General features: G+C 56.7%; 18 protein-coding genes. 2 read left to right on the forward strand and 16 right to left on the reverse strand.

Annotated elements, in window-relative coordinates; all coding sequences use genetic code 11:
- Positions 1 to 91 precede the first annotated feature (91 nt).
- From TU86_RS02220 to TU86_RS02240, 5 genes are all read right to left on the reverse strand, one after another.
- Positions 92 to 1483 (reverse strand): sigma-54-dependent transcriptional regulator, encoded by a 1392-nt coding sequence (locus TU86_RS02220; RefSeq protein WP_048362665.1) that lies wholly within the window; start codon positions 1481 to 1483, stop codon positions 92 to 94.
- Positions 1480 to 3240: a sensor histidine kinase gene (locus TU86_RS02225; protein ID WP_048362666.1), complete on the reverse strand. Its 1761-nt coding sequence runs from the start codon at positions 3238 to 3240 to the stop codon at positions 1480 to 1482. The genes TU86_RS02220 and TU86_RS02225 overlap by 4 nt, the downstream gene beginning before the upstream one ends.
- A 200-nt stretch (positions 3241 to 3440) precedes the next feature.
- A complete protein-coding gene (locus TU86_RS02230; RefSeq protein ID WP_048362667.1) occupies positions 3441 to 4304 on the reverse strand; it encodes an alpha/beta hydrolase in 864 nt (287 codons plus the stop codon).
- Positions 4301 to 5695, reverse strand: coding sequence for an aspartate aminotransferase family protein (locus tag TU86_RS02235; RefSeq protein ID WP_048362668.1), 1395 nt, complete (start codon positions 5693 to 5695; stop codon positions 4301 to 4303). Before TU86_RS02235 ends, TU86_RS02230 begins: the two co-directional genes overlap by 4 nt.
- A complete protein-coding gene (locus TU86_RS02240; RefSeq protein WP_048362669.1) occupies positions 5688 to 6383 on the reverse strand; it encodes an MtnX-like HAD-IB family phosphatase in 696 nt (231 codons plus the stop codon). The genes TU86_RS02235 and TU86_RS02240 overlap by 8 nt, the downstream gene beginning before the upstream one ends.
- Before the next feature lie 225 nt (positions 6384 to 6608).
- Here TU86_RS02240 and TU86_RS02245 point away from each other — a divergent pair, with 225 nt between their 5' ends.
- Complete coding sequence (locus tag TU86_RS02245) at positions 6609 to 7373, forward strand: MipA/OmpV family protein (RefSeq protein ID WP_048362670.1); 765 nt, start codon at positions 6609 to 6611, stop codon at positions 7371 to 7373.
- An 18-nt stretch (positions 7374 to 7391) separates the two neighbouring features.
- Here the strand turns inward: TU86_RS02245 and TU86_RS02250 are convergent, their stop codons facing one another.
- From TU86_RS02250 to TU86_RS02300, 11 genes are all read right to left on the reverse strand, one after another.
- Positions 7392 to 7718, reverse strand: a complete 327-nt coding sequence (locus TU86_RS02250) for a GlpM family protein (RefSeq protein WP_193387768.1) — start codon at positions 7716 to 7718, stop codon at positions 7392 to 7394.
- Between the two features lie 8 nt (positions 7719 to 7726).
- Positions 7727 to 9052, reverse strand: coding sequence for a two-component response regulator AauR (gene aauR, locus TU86_RS02255; RefSeq protein WP_048362672.1), 1326 nt, complete (start codon positions 9050 to 9052; stop codon positions 7727 to 7729).
- A complete protein-coding gene (gene aauS, locus TU86_RS02260; RefSeq protein ID WP_048362673.1) occupies positions 9049 to 10953 on the reverse strand; it encodes a two-component sensor histidine kinase AauS in 1905 nt (634 codons plus the stop codon). Before aauS ends, aauR begins: the two co-directional genes overlap by 4 nt.
- A 95-nt stretch (positions 10954 to 11048) precedes the next feature.
- The gene (locus TU86_RS02265; RefSeq protein WP_048362674.1) at positions 11049 to 11783 is read right to left on the reverse strand and encodes an amino acid ABC transporter ATP-binding protein; all 735 of its coding nucleotides are present in this window, start codon (positions 11781 to 11783) and stop codon (positions 11049 to 11051) included.
- Positions 11780 to 12454 carry an amino acid ABC transporter permease gene (locus TU86_RS02270; protein ID WP_048362675.1) on the reverse strand — a complete coding sequence of 225 codons (675 nt, stop codon included), beginning with the start codon at positions 12452 to 12454 and terminating at the stop codon, positions 11780 to 11782. The genes TU86_RS02265 and TU86_RS02270 overlap by 4 nt, the downstream gene beginning before the upstream one ends.
- Positions 12454 to 13200: an amino acid ABC transporter permease gene (locus TU86_RS02275; RefSeq protein WP_048362676.1), complete on the reverse strand. Its 747-nt coding sequence runs from the start codon at positions 13198 to 13200 to the stop codon at positions 12454 to 12456. Before TU86_RS02275 ends, TU86_RS02270 begins: the two co-directional genes overlap by 1 nt.
- Positions 13201 to 13403: 203 nt before the next feature.
- The gene (locus tag TU86_RS02280; protein WP_048362677.1) at positions 13404 to 14318 is read right to left on the reverse strand and encodes a glutamate/aspartate ABC transporter substrate-binding protein; all 915 of its coding nucleotides are present in this window, start codon (positions 14316 to 14318) and stop codon (positions 13404 to 13406) included.
- A 316-nt stretch (positions 14319 to 14634) separates the two neighbouring features.
- Positions 14635 to 16173: a glycerol-3-phosphate dehydrogenase gene (glpD, locus tag TU86_RS02285; protein ID WP_048362678.1), complete on the reverse strand. Its 1539-nt coding sequence runs from the start codon at positions 16171 to 16173 to the stop codon at positions 14635 to 14637.
- Between the two features lie 279 nt (positions 16174 to 16452).
- Positions 16453 to 17208 carry a DeoR family transcriptional regulator gene (locus TU86_RS02290; RefSeq protein WP_048362679.1) on the reverse strand — a complete coding sequence of 252 codons (756 nt, stop codon included), beginning with the start codon at positions 17206 to 17208 and terminating at the stop codon, positions 16453 to 16455.
- Positions 17209 to 17344: 136 nt separating this feature from the next.
- The gene (glpK, locus tag TU86_RS02295) at positions 17345 to 18850 is read right to left on the reverse strand and encodes a glycerol kinase GlpK (protein WP_048362680.1); all 1506 of its coding nucleotides are present in this window, start codon (positions 18848 to 18850) and stop codon (positions 17345 to 17347) included.
- 89 nt (positions 18851 to 18939) lie between these two features.
- Entirely contained in the window at positions 18940 to 19788 is an 849-nt protein-coding gene (locus TU86_RS02300) for an MIP/aquaporin family protein (protein WP_048362681.1), read from the reverse strand.
- A gap of 378 nt (positions 19789 to 20166) precedes the next feature.
- On the opposite strand from TU86_RS02300, the gene ybaK reads away from it, so the two are divergent.
- On the forward strand, positions 20167 to 20637 hold the full coding sequence (gene ybaK, locus TU86_RS02305) for a Cys-tRNA(Pro) deacylase (RefSeq protein WP_048362682.1): 471 nt from the start codon (positions 20167 to 20169) through the stop codon (positions 20635 to 20637).
- Positions 20638 to 20688 lie beyond the last annotated feature (51 nt).

Genomic DNA, 20688 nt, shown 5'->3' on the forward strand with positions numbered 1-20688 from the left:
GCCGCACGTTATGCAGGCGCTGATGCAGGCAGTCATCTTTTGATCTTCAAATCAACAGATCGCAGCCTGCATCAGCGCCTACAGGGTTTGGTTAGCGCACGATTTTTTCGACATGGATATCGAGTTTTTTCAGGCGATACCAAAAGCTTCGTTCTGAAATGCCGATGAGCTGCGCCGCCGCCGCTTGCACGCCGTTGGCCTGTTGCAAAGCCGCGAGAATGTAGGCCTTTTCAACCTCGGCCAACGCCGCTTCCAGGTCCGGTGGCACACTGGGGCCAGACTCCAGCACGCTACATTGTTGATTGGGTTGTGCGGTAAACAAATACGGCGGCAGGTCGCTGTCTTCAATGGTGCTGCTGGTGGCCACAATGGTGGCGCGCTCGACGCAATTTTGCAGCTCGCGGATGTTGCCCGGCCAGTTGTATTCGGCCATGGCCTGTAAGGCATCTGGACTGAACCCGGTGATACGTTTACCTGCCGTTGCCCCCAGGTTATGCGCAAAGTGCCGCGCCAGCGGTGCGATGTCTTCTATGCGCTCGCGCAAGGCGGGCAGTTGGATCGGAAACACGTTCAAACGGTAGTACAAGTCTTCGCGAAACTCCTTGTTGGCGACCGCTTCGAGCAGGTTTTTGTGGGTGGCTGCAATCACCCGTACATCCACCTTGCGCTCACGCGGATCACCCACGGGTTCGATCACACGCTCTTGCAGGGCACGCAAAATCTTCGCCTGCAACGCCAGTGGCATATCGCCGACTTCATCGAGGAACAACGTGCCCTTGTCCGCCTGCATGAAGCGTCCTACACGGTCGGTGACCGCGCCAGTGAATGCGCCTTTGCGATGGCCAAACATCTCGCTTTCCAGCAGCCCTTCAGGAATGGCCGCACAGTTAACCGCGACAAACGGTTTGTCGGCGCGGCTGCCATGTTTGTGAATGGCGCGTGCCACCATCTCTTTGCCCGTGCCGCTTTCGCCGGTGAGCAAAATGGTCGCGCTACTGTCGCGTACTGAGTCAATGGCCTGCAACACACGGCGAAAGCTGGGGCTGTCGCCCATCAGGCTGTCGAAGGGCTGGTGTTGGTCCAGTTCGGCCCGCATGCGTGCGTTGTCACGCAGGATGTCGCGAAATTGCAGGGCTTTGTGGACAGTAATGTCCAGTTCGTCGATGTCGAAGGGCTTGGCGATGTAGTCATAGGCGCCGTTGCGCATGGACTGCACGGCATTTTTTACCGTGCTGTAGGCGGTCATCACGATCACCGGCAGGTGCGAATAACGCTGTTTGACTTCGGCCAGCAGTTGCGGCCCGTCCATGCCCGGCATGCGCCAATCGCTGATGACCAGGTCGATGTCTTCTTGCTCAAGAATGGCCAGTGCTTGTACCCCGTTGCTCGCTGTGAACACGTGCACGTCATTCTGGCTGAGCGCTGAGCTGAGCAGGTCACACAACTTCGGTTCGTCGTCCACCACCAGCACGTTATGACTCATGCCTCATCCCCTCCATGTGACGGAATGTACAGATTGAAGGTGGCACCTGCGCTCCTGTCGCTGAGGCACTCGATGCGTGCGTCGTGGCTGTCCATGATCGAGAAAACCTTGGCCAGCCCTAAGCCTGTGCCTGAGGCTTTGGTGGTCACAAAAGGGGTGAAGATGCGTTCTATCATGTCAAGCGCGATCCCTTCGCCGCTGTCGGCAATGCTGATGACGGTGTAACCGTCTTTCTGGTCAATGCCTACGCTGAGCTGCCCGCCTTCAGGCATGGCGTCGATGGCGTTGATGATCAAGTTCAGGAGCGCCTGTTTCAACTGCCGTGCATCGGCATACAAGGTGGCACCGGGTGCTTGGTCATAGATGTGCGCATCAATGTGGTGGCTTTCAAGTTCCGGTTTGCAAAAGCCCAGAATGTCTTCAACCAGAGGGCGCGCGGCTTGAGTTGAGCGCACGGGTGTACTGGGTTTGGCGAATTCGAGAAAGTCGGTGATCAGGTCATTGATGCGCGTGACTTCACTGACCACGTATTCGAGATGGCGTTTGTCGGTTTCCCCCAGTTCGGCGCGGCGGTGCAGCAATTGGGTGGCGGTTTTGATAATGCCCAGCGGGTTGCGGATTTCGTGGGCCAGGCCCATGGCCACCTCGCCCAGGGCATGCAGGCGATCCCGTCGACGCAGTTGCGCCTCAAGGTGATGCAGCTCGCCCAAACGCAATGTCATGTGGTTGAAGGTACTGCTCAATTCGGCCAGTTCGTCATGCCCGGAAACGTCCATCCGTTGGTCGTAATCCCCGGCGGTGACCGCGCGCACACCTTCAGAAAGTGCTCGCAAAGGCCGCGTCAGGTGCTCGGACACCTGCCAGCCAACGGTTAACGAGAGCATCGAACCCAGCAGAAAAATCAGCATAAACAGGTTGGGTTGGTTCACCAGTCCAACCAAATTGGTGTTGCACAACAAACCGCTGTAAATCACGCCTTGCAGCTCGCCCGTGTCATTAATGATCGGCCAGTACAAGCCGCAATAACGGTTCGTGAACTGCTCACTGGGCAACTTGGTATCGCGCAGTTTTTGCTCGATGGCATTGGGTACTGTGGGCTGTCTATCTTCAAAACGCTGGCTGGAGAATATTTCAGCGAAGCCTTTTGGGGTATGCAGATAAAGACGCAGGTCCAGAGAGTGCACCTCTGCCACGCTGATCAGAAAGCTGCTGTCGATGTTGGTCGCCACCAGTAGTTGATAGTCCACGCCGTCCTGGCGTGCCGGAAAAGTCGACACTACTGTGCCGGTCGTGACTTCGCCTACGTTAACCGTTTGCAATACCGCGTTGGGTGACAAGCTGATCTGCTTGACGATGTTATCGCTTGCGGTGCTAAACACCACTTTATGGTCGCTGTCACGTATCAGCGCGACAACGTCGATGCCCATGGCGTCAGCGATGTCGGCGGTGAGTCGATCATGGCGAATGGCTTTACTGCTGGAAGGCGGGTGGGTGTATTGCAAAAAAAGCTTTGCCGCTCTGGCGTTGTCTAGCAGGGTTTCGCTGATTTCGTCTTTGACGATTTTGGTCGACTCTTGAAGCCATACGCGCACGTTGCTGTCGAAAATGTGCGACAAGGTGGTCGCGGCCAGTTCCGAGGCGATCATGGTCGGAATAACACTGACTAGCCAAAAGGCCAGTACCAGTTTGCGCTGGACCGTCCAGCGCGAAACTTTGAACGGAGGTGGCGTGTGCGCGGAGTGGGGAGAGGTCGACATTAATACTCGCTTATCGAAGCGGTCATGGCGGTCGGAGCGGGTAACCCCCGCTCATGTTGTCGTGTTATTCAAGGGCCTGAGAATACTCGCCAAATTCAGCGCCGGTAAGCGTCCTGATCGAAATTGGTTGTCAGGCTAAGCGACCCCGGTTTATAGGACACGGGGTAAGCCTGTGAGCGGTTCAGGAACCATTCTTCACGTCAGGTTCCCTGTAAGAGCGGGTCTTGGACCTGCGTTTCGAGACTGTTTTTTTTCACGAAGGCATTACTTAACTCGATCACGCGCGGGTATTGCAGGTCGACGGTGATCATGTGGTAACAGTTATCGAGCAGCACTTTGGTCACCGGCCCGCCCAAGTGGCGTTCAACGTAATCGGCGTTCCAGCGGCTGGTCAAGTCGTCTTCACTGGCATGGATCACCAGTGTCGGCGTCATTACGCTAGGCATTTTGCGTTTGACCACTGCAATTAACCGGCGCAGTTCGCGCACGCTCAGACCTGGCATGCTTAAAAGTCCGGCGCTATTGCTGTCCCCTGCTTTCATCTGCCGCTCTACGATGGCCCGCAAACGTGGATTCTTGATCCCATAGGGTGGCCTTTCGTTGAAGCTACACAGGTGCACGCCAAAAGGAAGCATCATCATCAGCGGGATAAGTAAGGAGGTCTTTGGGATATTCCAGCCGTCATAACGCAAGGTCGTGGAGTACAGCAGCAGGCCCGCGATTTGCCCTGGATGTTCGGCCGCCATGTACATCGACATCACGGCGCCCATCGACAGGCCGCCGACAAACACCTGTGAGTGCTTTTGCCGAATCCCGGCAAAGGTGTTGCGCGCACTTTCATACCAGTCTTGCCAGCCGGTGGTCTGCAAATATGCGTTATCGGCGCAATGCCCGGCCAAGGTAGGCACGTACACCGTGCAGCCAGCCTTGGCCAGGCCCACGGCCACCCGACGCAACTCCGTCGGGGTGCCGGTAAGGCCGTGGATCAACAACACCGCGACCTCACCTGTGCCGAGAACGAAACCGGCGTCGCCTTCGCCCAGATCGATCTTTGACGTGTTCACCGTTTCATGGCCCGGTGCAGCAGGCGGTCGAGCAGGGCGATGCCCAAGTCGATTTCTGCGTAGCTGATTTCCAGCGACGGTGCCAGGGTGATTACGTTTTTGTAGTAACCGCCCACGTCCAGAATCAAACCCAGCCGCTTGCCGTCGATTTCGATGTCGCCTTTCATGCCTTCTTCGACCATGAAGTCCAGCGTCGCCTTGTCTGGTGTGAAGCCATCCGGGCCGCAGATTTCGCAGCGCAGGGCCAAGCCCAGGCCGTCCACGTCGCCGATGATTGGGTAACGCTTTTGCAGGTCTTGCAGGCCGGCCAAGAAATATTTGCCTTTGGCCATGACCATCGCGCCGTAATCGACTTCGCTGGTCATTTTGAACATTTCAAGGCCCACAGCGGTGCCCAGCGGGTTCGAGGCGAAGGTGGAGTGGGTTGATCCTGGCGGGAACACCGTCGGGTTGATCAACTCCTCGCGTGCCCAGATGCCACCCAGCGGGTTGAGGCCGTTGGTCAATGCCTTGCCGAATACGATCACGTCGGGTTTGACGTCAAAGTGTTCAATCGACCACAGCTTGCCAGTGCGCCAGAAACCCATCTGGATTTCGTCCACTACCATCAAAATGCCGTGCTGATCGAGCACCTGCTTGAGTTCGCTGTAGAAATTCATCGGCGGTATGACATAGCCGCCAGTGCCCTGGATCGGCTCGACGTAAAACGCGGCGTATTCACTTTGGCCGACTTTTGGGTCCCATACGCCGTTGTACTCGGTCTCGAACAAGCGGGCGAATTGCTGCACGCAATGGCTGCCGTATTCTTCCTTGGTCATGCCTTTTGGCCCACGGAAGTGGTACGGGAACGGAATGAAGTTGGCGCGTTCGCCGAAATGCCCGTAACGGCGGCGGTAGCGGTAGCTCGACGTAATAGACGACGCGCCGAGGGTACGGCCGTGATACCCGCCTTCGAAGGCAAACATCAGGCTTTTGCCGTTGCTGGCGTTGCGTACTACTTTGAGCGAGTCTTCGATGGACTGCGAGCCACCCACGTTGAAGTGCACACGCCCGTCGAGGCCGAACTTGTTCTTGGCGTCGACAGCGATGCACTCTGACAGCTCGATCTTGCCTTTGTGCAGGTATTGGCTGGCGATCTGCGGCAGCGTGTCGATCTGCTGTTTCAGCGCGTTGTTCAGGCGCGGGTTGGAGTAACCGAAGTTAACCGCCGAATACCACATTTGCAGATCGAGGTAGGCTTGGTCTTCGGTGTCCCATACGTAGGAACCTTCGCAGCGGCTGAAAATACGCGGCGGTTCAATGTAGTGAACGGTATCGCCGTACGAGCAGTATTTGGCTTCTTTATCCAGAAGGATCTGGTCTTCAGGGGTGGCGATTCGGATGTCAGACATGGTTGAAGAGTTCCTGCTGTTCACGAGAAAAGTGGAGGGTGTTGGCAGCATTGCTGGGCAGTTTGGCGAGTAATGCTGGAAGATCTGCGAATGTGTCAAAACGGGCGTAAGGAATGCCGTTGTCCTCGCAGTGTTTGGCCAGACTGTCTTTGGCGAACACAAAGTCGGCAGTCGCGGCCACGCACATGTCGGAGCGGCCATCACCAATCACCAGCACGCGTTTGCCGCTGGGTGTGGACTTGCATTTGCAGTTGCCCGAGGCGGCACGGCAAGCATCGCTGGAGTGAGGGAAGTCGATACGCCAGCGGTTTTGGTCCATTTGGCGCAGGCGATTGGCGAGTATCGGCAGCAAGGTGACGTAGTTACGCGCCAGGATCCGCGCGATGGCTTGTTCGATGCCGTCGCTGACCACTTCAATGGACGCCCCGAGGCTGATCACGTGATCGACGAAATCCGGAAAGTCCGGGTCGATGTCAACGCTGTCGAAATAGGCCAGCAATTGGGCTGGAGAGGCTTGGACCAACGACAGTTGGCGTCTTAGGCATTCACGTGAGCCGATCTCGCCTTTCATCCATTGGTCTTCGATCGCTTCCCAACTCGCGTCGGCGAAGCGTTGAAGAATGTTATCGATGACGTCGGTGCCCGTAATGGTTCCGTCGAAATCGCACACGATATGCCATTGCATCATCAGCATTGTCCTGTTGGAAGGGGCGCACGTTGCGCTGCAACAGGGCAATTGCACTGATTGTGCCAAGTTGAAAAAACCCCGGCAGGCCGGGCTTTGACCAGCCAAGAGCAAAAAATAAGACGCCAGAGCTACATTTTTTGTAGCTCGCTACAAACAACATCGGTGCTTGCACTGAACAGGCAATAAAAGGCGTGATGCGCGCATGAATCACAGGGATACCTTGAGATGAAGGCGCCACTATCGGTTGTTTTGCTGTTCGTCTTATTGAGCGCCACTGCAGGTGCGCGTGCCGCTGACGACTTGACGGGTGAAATCGGCGTGGGGGTCGGGTATCAGCCCTCCGACCCAAGCGCCAGTCGCTACGAGACTGTTCCGTTACCGTATTTCGATCTGGATTGGGGAAATGTCAGTCTGGACAGTGACGATGGCCTGACCTGGAGTGTCCTCAAGGCACAGGGGTGGAGTGCGGGGCCGTTCATTAACGACGTGTCGGGGCGCAACGCCAATGGCTCATTACGTGGCTTGCGGGATGTTTCAGGCATGGCTCAACTCGGCGGTTTTGTGCAATACAGCCCTGCCGAGTTCTGGCGGGTGTACGCGCAAGTGGGGCAAGCCGTGGGGGGCGCCAGCGGGCAGGGCGGGGTGTTGGGCAAGTTCGGCGGCGAGCTGGGTTATCCGCTGGGGCTTGGGGTCATTGGCAGCAGCCAGTTGGCCGCCCACTTCGCGGACGGGCGCCAGACTTCGACGTTTTTTGGTGTAAGTGCCAGTGAAGCGCAAGCGTCAGGGATTTCGGGGTACAAGGCCAGTGGCGGGTTTCAACAGATCAGCCTGACGCAGAACTTATCGTTTCCTTTGGCTCAACATTGGTCTTGGGTGGCCAGTACCACCTGGACCCACTTGATCGGCTCGGCGGCTGACAGCAGCATGGTCAAGGCGTTGGGCGATGTGAATCAGGGCGCGGTGCAGACGGCGCTGAGCTACACATTTTAAGCGGCCTTACGTGGAAGGTTAGTGCAAGCGCACCCACACACTGACCAGCACGGTGGCGGCCATTAACCAGGCCACAGCGGCCAGCGCCAGCGAGGCTTCAAGGCGCATGCGGTCTACCAGCAGGTAGAGCGCGGCAAGATACACAAAGTAAGGAATGATCGACCACATACCGAAAACGATGGTGGTTTTAAGATCGTCGAGGGAGCGCTCTTTGCCGACGATGTAATGCGCGATCAGCGCAAACGTTGGAAACAGCGGCACCAGCCCTGCGATGTAGTAGTTTTTGGTTTTTGCCAGCATGGCCAAAATGATAACCACCCCAGCCCCGAGCGCCGCTTTTAAAATCAGATCCATTAGTGAGCCAAACCGTATTTTTTAACTTTATCGAACAGCGTGGTCTTGGCCATGCCCAGCTCCTGGCTGGCTTGAGTCAGGTTGCCACCGCTGCGCTGCAAGGCGTCGTTGAGCAGGTTGCGCTCGAACGCTTCCACCGCTTCGGAGAAGCCCAGGCCTTGTGCCACGTTATTGCCGGATTTTTTGAACGCGGGCAGGCCAAGGGCAAACCGCTCGGCCACGTTGCGCAGCTCTCGCACGTTGCCCGGCCAGTCGTGGCTCATCAGGGTCGACAAGGTCTGGTTGTCCAGCTCGGGCGCCGTGCGGTCGAAGCGAAGGGAGGACTGCTGCAAGAAATGCTCAAACAATTGCAAGATGTCTTCGCGCCGCTCGCGCAAGGGCGGCAGTTCGAGCGTGACCACGTTCAAGCGGTAGTAAAGGTCGCTACGAAATTGATTGGCTTTGCTCAGGTGATCAAGGTCGGATTTGGTGGCCGCAATGACTCGGCAATCCACGTCGATGCTGTGATTGGAACCCAGACGTTCCAGCGTGCGTTCTTGCAGTACCCGCAGCAGCTTGATTTGTAAATTGAGCGGCATGCTTTCGACTTCATCAAGAAACAGCGTCCCGCCGTCGGCGTGCTCAATCTTGCCGATGCGCCGTTTGCCTGCGCCGGTAAACGCGTTGGCTTCGTGACCGAAAATTTCACTTTCAAACAGGTTTTCGGGCAAGCCCCCGCAGTTAAGCGCGACAAACTGCTGAGGCTGGCGCCGACTGAAGTCATGCAGGCAACGTGCGACTAACTCTTTGCCCGTGCCGGTTTCGCCTTCAATCAATACGTTGGCAGAGGTATCGGCAACGTTGGCGATCAATTCGCGCAAGTGCTGCATGGCGGGAGAGCGGCCGATGATGCGCCCTTCAAGCGAATCGCGCTCAGCCAATTGTCGGCGCAATGACCAGACTTCGCGTGCCAGGCTGCGCTGTTCAAGTGCCCGGCGCGCGGCGTCTACCAGGCGTTCCGGTGAAAAGGGTTTCTCCATGAAGTCATAGGCACCGTCACGCATGGCCCCGACAGCCATTGAAATGTCGCCGTGGCCGGTAATCAGTACCACTGGCAGGCTGGCGTCGCGAGCCTTGAGGCGTTTAAGCAGTTCCAGGCCATCAATGCCCGGCAGGCGGATGTCGCTGATGACGATACCGGGGAAGTTGTCGCCCACCAGGGCGAGCGCCTGCTCGGCACTGCTGACACCCTCGCTGCGGATGTCTTCGAGCGCCAGGGCCTGTTGGCAACCGAGCAGCACATGGGGGTCGTCTTCAACGATGAGGACGCTCAACTCGTGGTTCATATCTGATCGACCTTAGCGGGTTGCACCAACGGTATTAAGAGGACAAACGAAGCACCCCCGCTGGCCGGGAATTCGACGCTGAGGTTGCCGCCGGCGGCTGCGGCAAGGCTGGCAGACAATGTCAGACCCAGGCCAAGCCCTTGTTCACCGGGTTTGGTGGTGAAGAACGGTTCAAACAGATGCTTGCGGGTTTCGGGGTCAATGCCGGGACCGTTGTCGCGCACTTGCAGGCGGTATTTTCCTTCCTGTAAATGCCCCTCAAGCCACACCTGCGGCGCAGAGGTCTGGCCCTGCATGGCGTCCAGTGCGTTACCGATCAGGTTGACCAGTATTTGTTCAAGGCGGGTCTGGTCAATTTTCAGCTCGGCGTCGCTGAAGTCTCGATGCAGGCGCGCACCGGAGGCTTCCAGCCGGTTGGCCAGCAGTTGCAGGGCCGCGTCGACCGCATGATTGAGGTTGGCCTGGCCGTGATCATCGCCGCGGCGGGCAAAGGAACGCAGGTTGGCGGTGATGCGCCCCATGCGGTCCACCAGCTTGTTGATGGTGCCCAGATTGTCCGCCGCCACTTTCAAATCGCCCCGTTCAAGAAAGCGCACGGTATTGCCTGAAAGCGTGCGCAAGGCTGCCAATGGCTGATTCAGTTCGTGAGCGATGCTGGTGGACATTTGCCCGATGGCGGCCAGTTTGCCAGCTTGCACCAGTTCGTCTTGAGCGCGACGCAATGTGTCTTCTGTTTGCCTCCGTTCACGAATCTGCCCTTTAAGGCGTTCATTGCTGGCGCGCAGGTGAGTGGTGCGTTCGGTGATTTTGCGTTCTAACTGGTTATTGGCCTCTTGCAGGGCCTCACGCGCAGCCAGTCGGGTGGCGATGACTTTGCGCCGCTCGTTCCAGGCAATCAGCAAAAAAGCCAGCAACGCAAACGCAACGGCTACCAGCATGCCTTGGTTGGCGGCTTCGCGGCGCAGGTCCTGTAAGGGTGAGAGGAGGGTGATGTCCCACGGCGTGTCGTTTAGCTTACGGGTTTGCGCCAGATAACTCACTTGATCGTGATCGGTAATGACTTCGCTGTTGGTGGCAAAGGTGACTTTCTCGACCCCTTCGGCCAAGTGCTCGCGGTCCAGCGGTTGCAGCTCATTGAGTGGCCACCAGTAATACTGAAGGCTGCGCGCCAGCTTCTCTTTGATGTCGGGGGTCAAAGGGCGCACAGACTTCAGGCGTCGCGAGGGATCGCTGGACAGGATAATGATGCCGTTCTCATCGCTGACATAGGCTTCCAGGCGGGCACGTTGCCAGCGTTCTTCCAGCGCTTCGAGACGCACTTTGATGACCGCGACGCCGATGATTTTGCCTTGCTCTTCCAGGCCGTGTGCCAAGTAGTAGCCGGGTTCGCCGCTGGTACTGCCAATGCCGTAAAACCGGCCGGGCTGCCCGCGTACCGCGTCTTGAAAATAGGCGCGAAAAGACAGGTCTTCACCCAGGTAACTGTCGGCATCACGCCAATTGCTGGTGGCTAGCACGCGCCCTGTGGTGTCGAGCACATAAATGGCGCGGCTGCGACTACGCCGATTCAGCCCTTCGAGGTATTGATTGACCGTGGTGCGATGTTGCAGATTCGGGTCGCCCAACAGCTTTGAGACGCTGGACTCCAGTTCCAGCAGGCTGGGCAGGTAGGTGTATTTGCCCAGTTCACTCTCAACCGTGCGTGCGTGCAGCTCCAACTGGCGTTCACCGCTTTCGCTGAGGTTGCGAATGCCGAAGTGTTCGCTGACGCGATAGCCCGCGTATCCCAGGCCGATTGTCAGCAGGATGATCAAGGGCGGCAACAGCAAATGGCGAAGCAGACGAGGTTTCACGGCAAGTGAGGGCGGGGCACCGCGATAAAGTGTGGGGTCGCATTTCATCACAGATGCCTTGGGTCAACCACTGCGCAATGGCCGTTGATCAATGGTTTCCTGTAGGCGCGAGCAGGTCCGCGCCTACAGGTGATGGCTGTTGCTTAGTGCTGCAAGATTTTGCTGAGGAAGTCCTGGGCGCGCTGTGAGCGGGCGCTTACGTCGCCGAAAAACTCTTCTTTTTCGCAGTCTTCGACGATTTTGCCCTGGTCCATGAAGATCACGCGGTTAGCCACTTTGCGTGCAAAACCCATTTCGTGGGTGACGCACATCATGGTCATGCCTTCGTGAGCCAATTGCACCATTACGTCGAGCACTTCGTTAACCATCTCAGGGTCGAGGGCCGAAGTGGGTTCATCGAACAGCATGACGATCGGGTCCATCGCCAACGCACGGGCAATGGCCACCCGCTGTTGCTGACCGCCCGAAAGCTGGCCCGGATGCTTGTGGGCGTGCGCCGACAGCCCTACGCGCTCCAGCAGTTCCAGGCCCTTTTTGGTGGCTTCGGCTTTGCTGCGGCCCAGCACCTTGACCTGCGCAATGGTCAGGTTTTCGGTGATGGTCATGTGCGGGAACAGCTCAAAGTGCTGAAACACCATGCCCACGCGCGAGCGCAGTTTTGGCAGGTTGGTCTTGGGGTCGGCAATCGAGGTGCCGTCGACCACGATGTCGCCTTTCTGGAACGGTTCGAGGGCGTTGACGCACTTGATCAGGGTTGATTTGCCGGAGCCGGACGGCCCACAGACCACCACCACTTCACCCTTTTTGACTTCAGTACTGCAATCGGTCAGTACCTGAAAGTCCCCGTACCACTTGTTGATGTTCTTGATCGAAATCATACGGCAAACCTTTTTTGCAGACGCTTGACCAGCAGCGAGGCGGAAAAGCTGATGATGAAATACACCAGACCGGCGAAGATCAGGAACTCATTGGAGCGGCCGATGATATCGCCACTTGAGCGTGAAGCATTGAGGAAATCCACAAGCCCTACGGTGTAAACCAGCGAGGTGTCCTGGAACAGAATGATGCTTTGTTGCAGCAGCAACGGGGTCATTTTGCGAAAGGCCTGGGGCAGGATGATCAGGCGCATGGCCTGGCCGTAACTCATGCCCAGCGCTTTGGCTGCACCCATCTGGCCTTTGGGGATGGCTTGAACGCCTGCGCGTACGATCTCGCAGAAGTAGGCCGCTTCGAACATGACAAAAGCCACCATGCACGACTCAAAGGCGCCGATGGGGGTGTCTTCGCCGGTGATCCAGCGCAACACGAACGGCACTGCCAGGTAGAACCAGGTGATGACCAGCAGGAGTGGAATCGAGCGGAAGTAGTTCACGTAAGCGCCGGCCAGGTTGGCCATCCACTTGCTCGATGACAAACGCATCAGCGCCAGTACGGTGCCCAGGGCCACGCCGCCAATCACACCCAATACCATGAGCTTCAAGGTCATGATCATGCCGTTCCACAGGCCCGGCAGGGCAGGGACAATCCCGCTGAAATCGAAGAAGTCCATTATTTGCCCCCCAGAGACATCAGGCCGGGTACAGCGACTTTCTTCTCGATCAGGCGCATCAGCAGCATCAGGCTCATGTTCAAGGTGAAGTAGATCAGCGTGGCCAGGGTGAAGGCTTCAAACAGGTTGGCAGAAAACTCGGCCGTCTGTTTGGTTTGCGCCAGCAGCTCCATCAAACCGATCAATGACGCCACCGACGAGTTCTTGAAGACGTTGAGGAACTCAGAGGTGAGGGGCGGAATGATGATGCGGTAGGCTTGAGGCAGCAGCACGTTCCAGTAGATTTGCGCCATGCTGAAACCCATTGCACGGGCGGCGGATTCCTGACCGCGCGGCAACGCTTCAATACCGGTGCGTACCTGTTCGCAGACACGGGCGGCAGTAAACAGCCCCAGACACACAACAACGCTCAGGTAGGCAGAGGTGGTCGGGTTGAGGTCCTGTTTGTACCACTCCTGCAAGTTTGGTGGCAGCAGATCGGGTACCAGGAAGTACCAGATAAACAGCTGCACCAGCAGCGGTACGTTACGGAAAATTTCCACGTAAACCGTGGCGATGCCTGCGATAAAACGGTTCGGCAGTGTGCGCATAACGCCCAGCAGCGAACCCAATACCAGCGCAACAATCCAGGCAACGACAGCGATCGCGATGGTCCAGCCCAAGCCCGAAATAAACCAGTCGAGATATGTCTCGCTGCCTACGCCGGTGGACTTGAAGAACACGGTCCAGTCCCAGTTGTAATTCATGCAGGGTCTCCCCTCAGTTGGTTCTATAAACACGCACTTGCTTCAGGGAATCCGTTCACACCTGACACGATCGTCAGGCACACACTCCCCGCTCGACAACCAGCGGGTCGAGTGCTTTCTCATGCAGTCAGTAGCGAGTACAGCAGGTGATCCAAACATCCCGAGTGCGATCGTTCACACTCGGGAGTCAATACAGGCCGCTATCAGATTTTGACTTCTGGCGCTGGTTTGTCGTTTGGATTGGCGATCAGCTCTTTGACCTTGTCGCTCATCGGGAACATGAGGTTCAGGCCTTTAGGCGGGATTGGCGATTCGAACCACTTGGCGTAGGACTTGTTGACGTCGCCGGACTTGTAGTACGCAACGATGGCGTCATCCACGGCTTTTTTGAAATCCGGGTCGCCTTTGCGCACCATGCACGCGTAGATTTCATACGACTGTGGCGTGCCTGTTACGGCCCAGTCAGTTGGCTTCTTGGCTTTGGCCATTTCACCGGCCAGCAGGGCGTCGTCCATCATGAACGCAACAGCGCGGCCCGACTCCAGCATGTTGAAGGCTTCGCCGTGGTCTTTGGCCGAGATCACGTTCATGCCCATTTGCTTGTCGGCGTTCATGGACTTGAGGATGCGCTCGGACGTTGTACCCGCGGTGGTCACGACGTTCTTGCCTTTGAGATCAGCGAAATCTTTGTAGGTCGAGTCTTTTTTGGACAGCAGACGGGTACCGATTTCGAAGATGCCGAGCGAGAAGTCGACTTGCTGAGCGCGCTCTGCGTTGTTGGTGGTGGAGCCACATTCAACGTCAACAGTGCCGTTTTGTACCAGCGGGATACGGGTCTGGGAGGTGACCAGGTTGTACTTGACCTTCAGCTCAGGCATGTCGAGTTGCTTTTTCAGCCCTTCAACGATTGCCAGTTGCACATCGTGGGAGTAGCCAACCGGCTTGCCGGAAGCGTCCGCGATGTAAGAGAACGGGATGGAGGAGTCACGATGCCCGAGGGTGATGGTGCCGGATTCTTTGATTTTCTTCAGTGTGCCGGTCAATTCGGCAGCAAAAACTGGAGTGCTAATCAGAGCGGCAGCAATAGCTGCGGCCAAAAGTTGCGGAACGATGCGCATCGGTGTTTCCTCGACATTGTTTTTTTTATTGAGCCAGTTCACTGGACCCTTTATGTACTTCGAGCCACTCAACAGGCTAACGCTGTTTAAGCAGTCGGCCCTGAGTGTAGAGCATGAGTCGTGCCAGACTTTAAAAATAACTTTAAGTCTTTGTTTTATATCGGTTTATTTGTTTATGGAGTGCGGAGGCAAAGCCCCTGTCGCCCGGAAAGCCGAATAGGCATGGGCAAGGCTGTTCGGAAATCCGAATGAAGGGAGGGCAGAAGGCCACCTCTAGGGGCGAATTCGCCCCTAGAGGTTTTGCGAGGTTTGGGCGTTAAGCCGCTTCAACTTTACGGTGTTTGAGGTTGAGGCTGGTCATGTATTGCGCCAGGTGTTCCTGCTCTTCAGCGGTGGTGAACAGGCCCAGCTTGGTGCGACGCCACAGGATGTCGTGTGCATCCAGTGCCCATTCCTGACTGCACAGGTAATCCACTTCACGGCTATAGAGGCCGCTGCCGATGTGCTCACCCATGTCTTCAAGGCTTTGAGCGCCGTCCAGCAGGCGCCATGCGCGGTTGCCGTAAGTGATTGCCCAGCGTTTGGCAATGGCAGCATCGAGCCAGCTGTGAGCGTTAATCAGGGCGGCACTCAAGGCAGCCGGGGTGGTCATGTCTTCGCCGCCAGGCAGTGTGGCGCTGGCAGTCCAGCTTGGCTTGATGTGCGTGAAAAAGGGCGTCAGTTGCGCCATCGCCGATTCAGCCAGTTTGCGATACGTGGTCAGCTTGCCACCGAATACCGACAACAGAGGCGCTTCACCCGGTATGCCGGACAGGGCCAGGGTGTAGTCGCGTGTCACAGCCGACGGGTTATCGGATTCGTCGTTGCACAGGGGGCGCACGCCGGAGTAAGTGCGCAAGATATCGGCACGGCTTACCTGCTTTTTGAAGTGGGCGTTGACCACGTTCAGCAAGTACTCGGTTTCTTCTTCGGTAATGCTGACCTTGGCCGGATCGCCGGTGTATTCGCGGTCAGTGGTACCGATGATGGTGAACTGGTCCATGTACGGAATGGTGAACACAATCCGCTGGTCTTCGTTTTGCAGGATGAACGCATTCGGCGCGTCATACAGCTTGGGCACGATCAAGTGGCTGCCTTGAATCAGGCGGATGCCATACGGCGATTCGAGCTTGAGGTCGTCCTTGATGAACTTGGCAACCCAGGGGCCAGCCGCGTTGACCAGCGCTTTACTGCGAATCGAGAACACGCTGCCGTCAGCGCGCTCCAGGTTCAATTCCCACAAGCCTTTGCTGCGACGAGCCCCTACACAGCGGGTTTGGGTATGCACATGAGCGCCATTTTCGCGCGCGGCCATCGCATTGAGCACGACGAGGCGGGCGTCATCGACCCAGCAATCCGAATATTCGAAGCCTTTAGTAATTTCAGCTTTAAGCGGGCTGTCTGCACCGAACTTGAGGCTGTTGGAGCCTGCCAGCTTTTCACGCTTACCCAAATGGTCGTAAAGGAACAGACCTGCGCGGATCATCCAGCCAGGACGCAGATGGGGGCGGTGTGGCAACACGAAACGCATCGGTTTAACGATGTGTGGGGCTTTGGCCAAGAGCACTTCACGCTCAGCCAGGGCTTCTCGCACCAGGCGGAACTCGTAATGTTCGAGGTAGCGCAGACCGCCGTGAATCAGCTTGCTGCTGGCTGACGATGTGTGGCTGGCGAGGTCATCTTTTTCACACAGAAAAACCGACAAGCCGCGCCCGGCTGCGTCTGCGGCGATGCCGACACCGTTGATCCCGCCGCCAATCACGGCAACATCGTAGACCTCAGCGAGAGGGGTGGCAGGCAAGGTGTTGTGCGACATGGATGAGCCTCGCGTTGTTTACGCATATTTGAATTCGAACATTAATGTTCATTTTCGAAAATGGTAGCGGATAAACAGGCGGGCAGCCAGCACCCTTCGATTGAAAAAACTCATCGAAGAGGGCTGAAAGGAAGAATTTCGAACATTTTGCCGATATGCATTAGGTAGAAGCTGCTGATGCACGAAGGCTGCTTCTTGATCTCTGGCCACTATCTATTACGAAATAACCGCCAAAAATCGCAGCCTGCCCTAACGCCTACAGATTAGCGTGGCATGTGGTTACACCACTTCGAGGCGGATTTTGTTCTGGGCCAACAATTGAGCCAGCTCCGGCACGGGTGGTTGATCGGTCACCAGGCAATCAATCAGTGTAATTGGACCCAGGCGTACCATCGCGTTACGTCCGAACTTGCTGGAGTCTGCGGCCAGTATGGTTTGTCGGGCATTGGCAATGATGGCTTGGGAAACGCGTACTTCCTGGTAGTCGAAGTCCAGCAGGCTGCCGTCTGAATCGATACCGCTGATACCCACCAAGGCGTAGTCGAATTTGAATTGGTTTATGAAGTCGACACTGGCCTGACCAACGATGCCGCCGTCGCGACGCACGTTACCGCCTGCAATCAGGACTTCAAAGTCATCCTTGGCGCTCAGAATTGAGGCGACATGCAGGTTGTTGGTGATGATTTTCAGGTGGCTATGGTTGAGCAACGCTCTGGCTATCGACTCGGTGGTGGTGCCGATGTTGATAAAGATCGAGGCGTGGTCAGGAATCTGAGCAGCGATGGCTTCGCCGATACGGCGTTTTTCATCGCGCATTTGATCCGCGCGCATGGCGTAGGCGGTGTTTTCAACACTGGAGTCATAGGCTGCTCCACCGTGGTAGCGACGCAACAAATCGGCTTCGGCCAATTGGTTGATATCGCGACGAATGGTCTGCGGCGTGACGACGAACAACTGCGCCATTTCCTCGATGCTGACATAGCCGCGCTCGCGAACGAGTTCGAGGATCTGCTGTTGGCGTGGAGGCAGATTCATGGAGTTTCCTTTGGGCGGCGAAGCAAATTCGCCCATGATGCCGCAGGAAAGCGCCGCCTGCTACTCACAGGCGCCATGAAGTCAGTTGATAGAAGCCGACGCCTCAGGCGTCAGCTTCTGGCATTGCCTGCCTTGCTTAGTTGTTTTCTTCGTGAGGTTCCCAATCGCGGGTGCGGCTCACGGCTTTTTTCCAGCCCGCGTAGAGCTTCTCTTTGTTGGCTTCTTCCAGCGTTGGTTCGAACTCGCGTTCGATGACGGCTTTACCACGCAATTCGTCCAGGCTGCTCCAGAAACCGCATGCCAGACCCGCCAGGTAGGCAGCGCCCAACGCTGTGGTTTCGCGCATTTGCGGCCGTTCCACCATGGTGCCCAGAATGTCAGCCTGAAACTGCATCAAGAAGTTGTTGGCGACTGCGCCACCGTCGACGCGCAGGGCTTTAAGGCGTTCGCCCGAGTCCTGTTGCATGGCGTCGAGTACGTCGCGAGTCTGGTAGGCAATCGACTCAAGAGCTGCGCGAATGATGTGATCTACACGTACGCCCCGAGTCAGACCGAACAGAGCACCCCGTGCATACGGGTCCCAATACGGTGCGCCAAGGCCGGTAAACGCCGGGACCAGATACACGCCATTGCTGTCTTTGACTTTATTGGCGAAGTATTCGGTGTCGTGCGCATCGTTGATGATTTTTAGTTCGTCACGCAGCCATTGCACGGTGGAGCCACCGTTGAAAACTGCACCTTCCAATGCGTAGGCAACTTCGCCACGGGGACCGCAGGCGATGGTGGTCAACATGCCGTGTGTGGATTTGACCGCGTTGGTGCCGGTGTTCATCAGCAGGAAACAGCCGGTGCCATAGGTGTTTTTCGCCTGGCCCGGCTCTACGCACATCTGGCCGAATAAAGCGGCCTGCTGATCGCCTGCGATGCCGCCAATGGCGATGCCGCTTTTGGTGCGACCGTAGATTTCGGAGGAGGATTTTACCTCTGGGAGCATTTCACGCGGGATATCGAGCACTTCCAGCATCTTCGCATCCCATTCCAGCGTATGGATGTTGAAGAGCATGGTGCGCGAGGCGTTGGTGTAGTCGGTGACGTGGGTCTTGCCGCCGGTAAATTTCCAGATCAACCAGCTGTCGATGGTGCCGAACAGCAGTTCGCCATTGCGGGCGCGCTCGCGGCTGCCTTCAACGTGGTCGAGGATCCATTTCAGCTTGGTGCCCGAGAAGTACGGGTCGGTGACCAGACCGGTGGTCTCGCTGATGTATTGCTCGTGGCCGTCGCGTTTGAGCTGTTCGCAGATCTCGGTACTGCGTCGGCATTGCCAAACGATCGCGTTGTAGATGGGACGGCCGCTGATTTTGTCCCACACAACGGTGGTTTCGCGTTGGTTAGTGATACCAATGGCGGCCACTTGGTCATGATGCAGACCCGCTTGTGCCAAGGCTTCAACCATTACGGCACTTTGGGTGGCGAAAATTTCCATCGGGTCGTGCTCAACCCAGCCGGCTTGCGGGTAGTGCTGTTGGAACTCACGTTGTGCGGTGCAAACCACGTTGGCGTCACGATCAAAGATGATCGCTCGCGAGCTAGTGGTGCCTTGGTCCAGCGCAATGATGTAGTTCTTATTCTGAATGTCGGTCATGGGATTGCCTTGCAGAATGAAGTAATGGGTTCAGGGCGCGAGAGCGTTAACGGGCAGTGATCTGCTGCGCCCCGTTTCATAAATCGATGTCAGGACGCTGTTTTTACCTCAGCGCTGGCTTGGGCATCCGTTGCCACAGCTTCGACGGCAGGCAGGTGGCGGGCAATCATCCCGCGATAAATCGCTGCGCCGAGGCAGGCACCGACGATCGGTGCAAAGATAGGAACCAGGAAATAAGGGATATCCCGCGCGCCGGTGAAAGAAACTTCCCCCCAGCCCGCAAAAAAAGTCATCAGCTTAGGCCCGAAATCACGTGCAGGGTTCATCGCAAAGCCGGTCAGCGGGCCCATCGAGCTGCCAATCACCGCAATCAGCAAGCCAATCAGCAACGGCGCCAATGGGCCGCGTGGCAGACCATTCTTGTCATCAGTGAGGGCCATGATTACGCCCATCAGGATAGCGGTGATCACCATCTCAACCATAAACGCCTGCAAAGTTGAGAGCGCCGGGTGCGGGTAGGTTGAGAACACCGACGCCAACTCCAGGCTTTCCTTGCTGCCGCGTACCATCTGGTGAGTTTGTTCGTAATCGAAGAACAGGTTGCTGTAGAGGGTGTACACCAATGCCGCCGCGCAGAAGGCACCCGCCACTTGGGCGAGGATGTAAAACGGCAGTTTTCGTTTTTCAAAATCGGTGAACAGGCACAGCGCGATGCTGACTGCGGGGTTTAAGTGTGCGCCTGAAACTCCCGCGGTCAGGTAAATCGCCATGCTGACGCCAATGCCCCAGATGATGCTGATTTCCCAGAGGCCAAAGCTGGCGCCCGCCACCTTGAGGGCTGCGACACAACCTGTACCAAAGAAGATGAGAAGTGCGGTGCCGAGAAACTCGGCCATACACTGGCCTGAAAGCGTAGGGTGCTGCGATGCAGTCGTCATTTGAAACCTCTTTTTTGTTTTTTTTGACATCGTCAGTCAGGTTGGTCGTGAAGCTGCACAAAAACCGGGAAGCTTTGCGCCCGGTTTTCGTGTGCGGATAAAAATGTTCAGGTATCGAGCGTTTATATTCAGAATCGAAAAAATATAGACAAGAAACACCGCTGTCAAAGGTCGAAAGTGAACGAGCCGTCGTATTCTGACTTTTGGGAGATGTTTTGGGGCTTGTTTTTCTGTAAGCAAAGGCTACAAATTGGTAGGGTCAGGTGTAACGATTCATCAGGGATTTAATTCGGAACGCCCGTTCCAATGCCTTTTTACGGGCCGATGGCCTAAAATCCGCACGCGACTGTCTTTATTCACTCCACGATTGGAACGCACATGACCCCCGCACTGGACCTGCTGAAAAAAGTTTGCGCGCCACACCGGGTACACAGCTATGAGCACGACCCCAAAGCGCCTTCTTATGGTCTTGAGGCCGCAGAGAAACTGGGGCTGGAGCCTGTTCGGGTGTTTAAGACGCTGTTGGCGAGCAGTGAAAAAGGTGAGTTGTTGGTTGCTGTTGTACCGGTCGTCGGAAGTCTTGATCTCAAAGCGTTGGCTCAGGCGGCAGGGGTTAAAAAAACCGAGATGGCTGACCCTGCGGCGGCGCAAAGAGCGACAGGGTATTTGCTGGGTGGGATCAGTCCGCTGGGACAAAAGAAGCGTCTGCGTACTTTTATAGATAGCAGTGCACAGGCTTTCACCACCCTTTATGTGAGTGCGGGGCGACGCGGGCTTGAGGTCGAGCTGGCGCCTGGCGTGTTGGCAGCGCAGACACAGGCTACCTTTGCCGACATTGGGCGAGGTTGATCAGCCGCTACAGACGTCAGTATTTACGCGATGTAGCGGCGCGGTTGCGGG

Source organism: Pseudomonas weihenstephanensis, assembly GCF_001043055.1.
Classification (GTDB): domain Bacteria; phylum Pseudomonadota; class Gammaproteobacteria; order Pseudomonadales; family Pseudomonadaceae; genus Aquipseudomonas; species Aquipseudomonas weihenstephanensis.

What these genes read in the sequence shown, in the direction of transcription:
- TU86_RS02220 (WP_048362665.1), bottom strand. Translation starts at nt 1,483, where the DNA reads ATGAGTCATAACGTGCTGGTGGTGGACGACGAACCGAAGTTGTGTGAC.
- TU86_RS02225 (WP_048362666.1), bottom strand. Translation starts at nt 3,240, where the DNA reads ATGTCGACCTCTCCCCACTCCGCGCACACGCCACCTCCGTTCAAAGTT.
- TU86_RS02235 (WP_048362668.1), bottom strand. Translation starts at nt 5,695, where the DNA reads ATGTCTGACATCCGAATCGCCACCCCTGAAGACCAGATCCTTCTGGAT.
- TU86_RS02240 (WP_048362669.1), bottom strand. Translation starts at nt 6,383, where the DNA reads ATGATGCAATGGCATATCGTGTGCGATTTCGACGGAACCATTACGGGC.
- TU86_RS02245 (WP_048362670.1), top strand. Translation starts at nt 6,609, where the DNA reads ATGAAGGCGCCACTATCGGTTGTTTTGCTGTTCGTCTTATTGAGCGCC.
- aauR (WP_048362672.1), bottom strand. Translation starts at nt 9,052, where the DNA reads ATGAACCACGAGTTGAGCGTCCTCATCGTTGAAGACGACCCCCATGTG.
- aauS (WP_048362673.1), bottom strand. Translation starts at nt 10,953, where the DNA reads ATGAAATGCGACCCCACACTTTATCGCGGTGCCCCGCCCTCACTTGCC.
- TU86_RS02265 (WP_048362674.1), bottom strand. Translation starts at nt 11,783, where the DNA reads ATGATTTCGATCAAGAACATCAACAAGTGGTACGGGGACTTTCAGGTA.
- TU86_RS02270 (WP_048362675.1), bottom strand. Translation starts at nt 12,454, where the DNA reads ATGGACTTCTTCGATTTCAGCGGGATTGTCCCTGCCCTGCCGGGCCTG.
- TU86_RS02275 (WP_048362676.1), bottom strand. Translation starts at nt 13,200, where the DNA reads ATGAATTACAACTGGGACTGGACCGTGTTCTTCAAGTCCACCGGCGTA.
- TU86_RS02280 (WP_048362677.1), bottom strand. Translation starts at nt 14,318, where the DNA reads ATGCGCATCGTTCCGCAACTTTTGGCCGCAGCTATTGCTGCCGCTCTG.
- glpD (WP_048362678.1), bottom strand. Translation starts at nt 16,173, where the DNA reads ATGTCGCACAACACCTTGCCTGCCACCCCTCTCGCTGAGGTCTACGAT.
- TU86_RS02290 (WP_048362679.1), bottom strand. Translation starts at nt 17,208, where the DNA reads ATGAATCTGCCTCCACGCCAACAGCAGATCCTCGAACTCGTTCGCGAG.
- glpK (WP_048362680.1), bottom strand. Translation starts at nt 18,850, where the DNA reads ATGACCGACATTCAGAATAAGAACTACATCATTGCGCTGGACCAAGGC.
- TU86_RS02300 (WP_048362681.1), bottom strand. Translation starts at nt 19,788, where the DNA reads ATGACGACTGCATCGCAGCACCCTACGCTTTCAGGCCAGTGTATGGCC.
- ybaK (WP_048362682.1), top strand. Translation starts at nt 20,167, where the DNA reads ATGACCCCCGCACTGGACCTGCTGAAAAAAGTTTGCGCGCCACACCGG.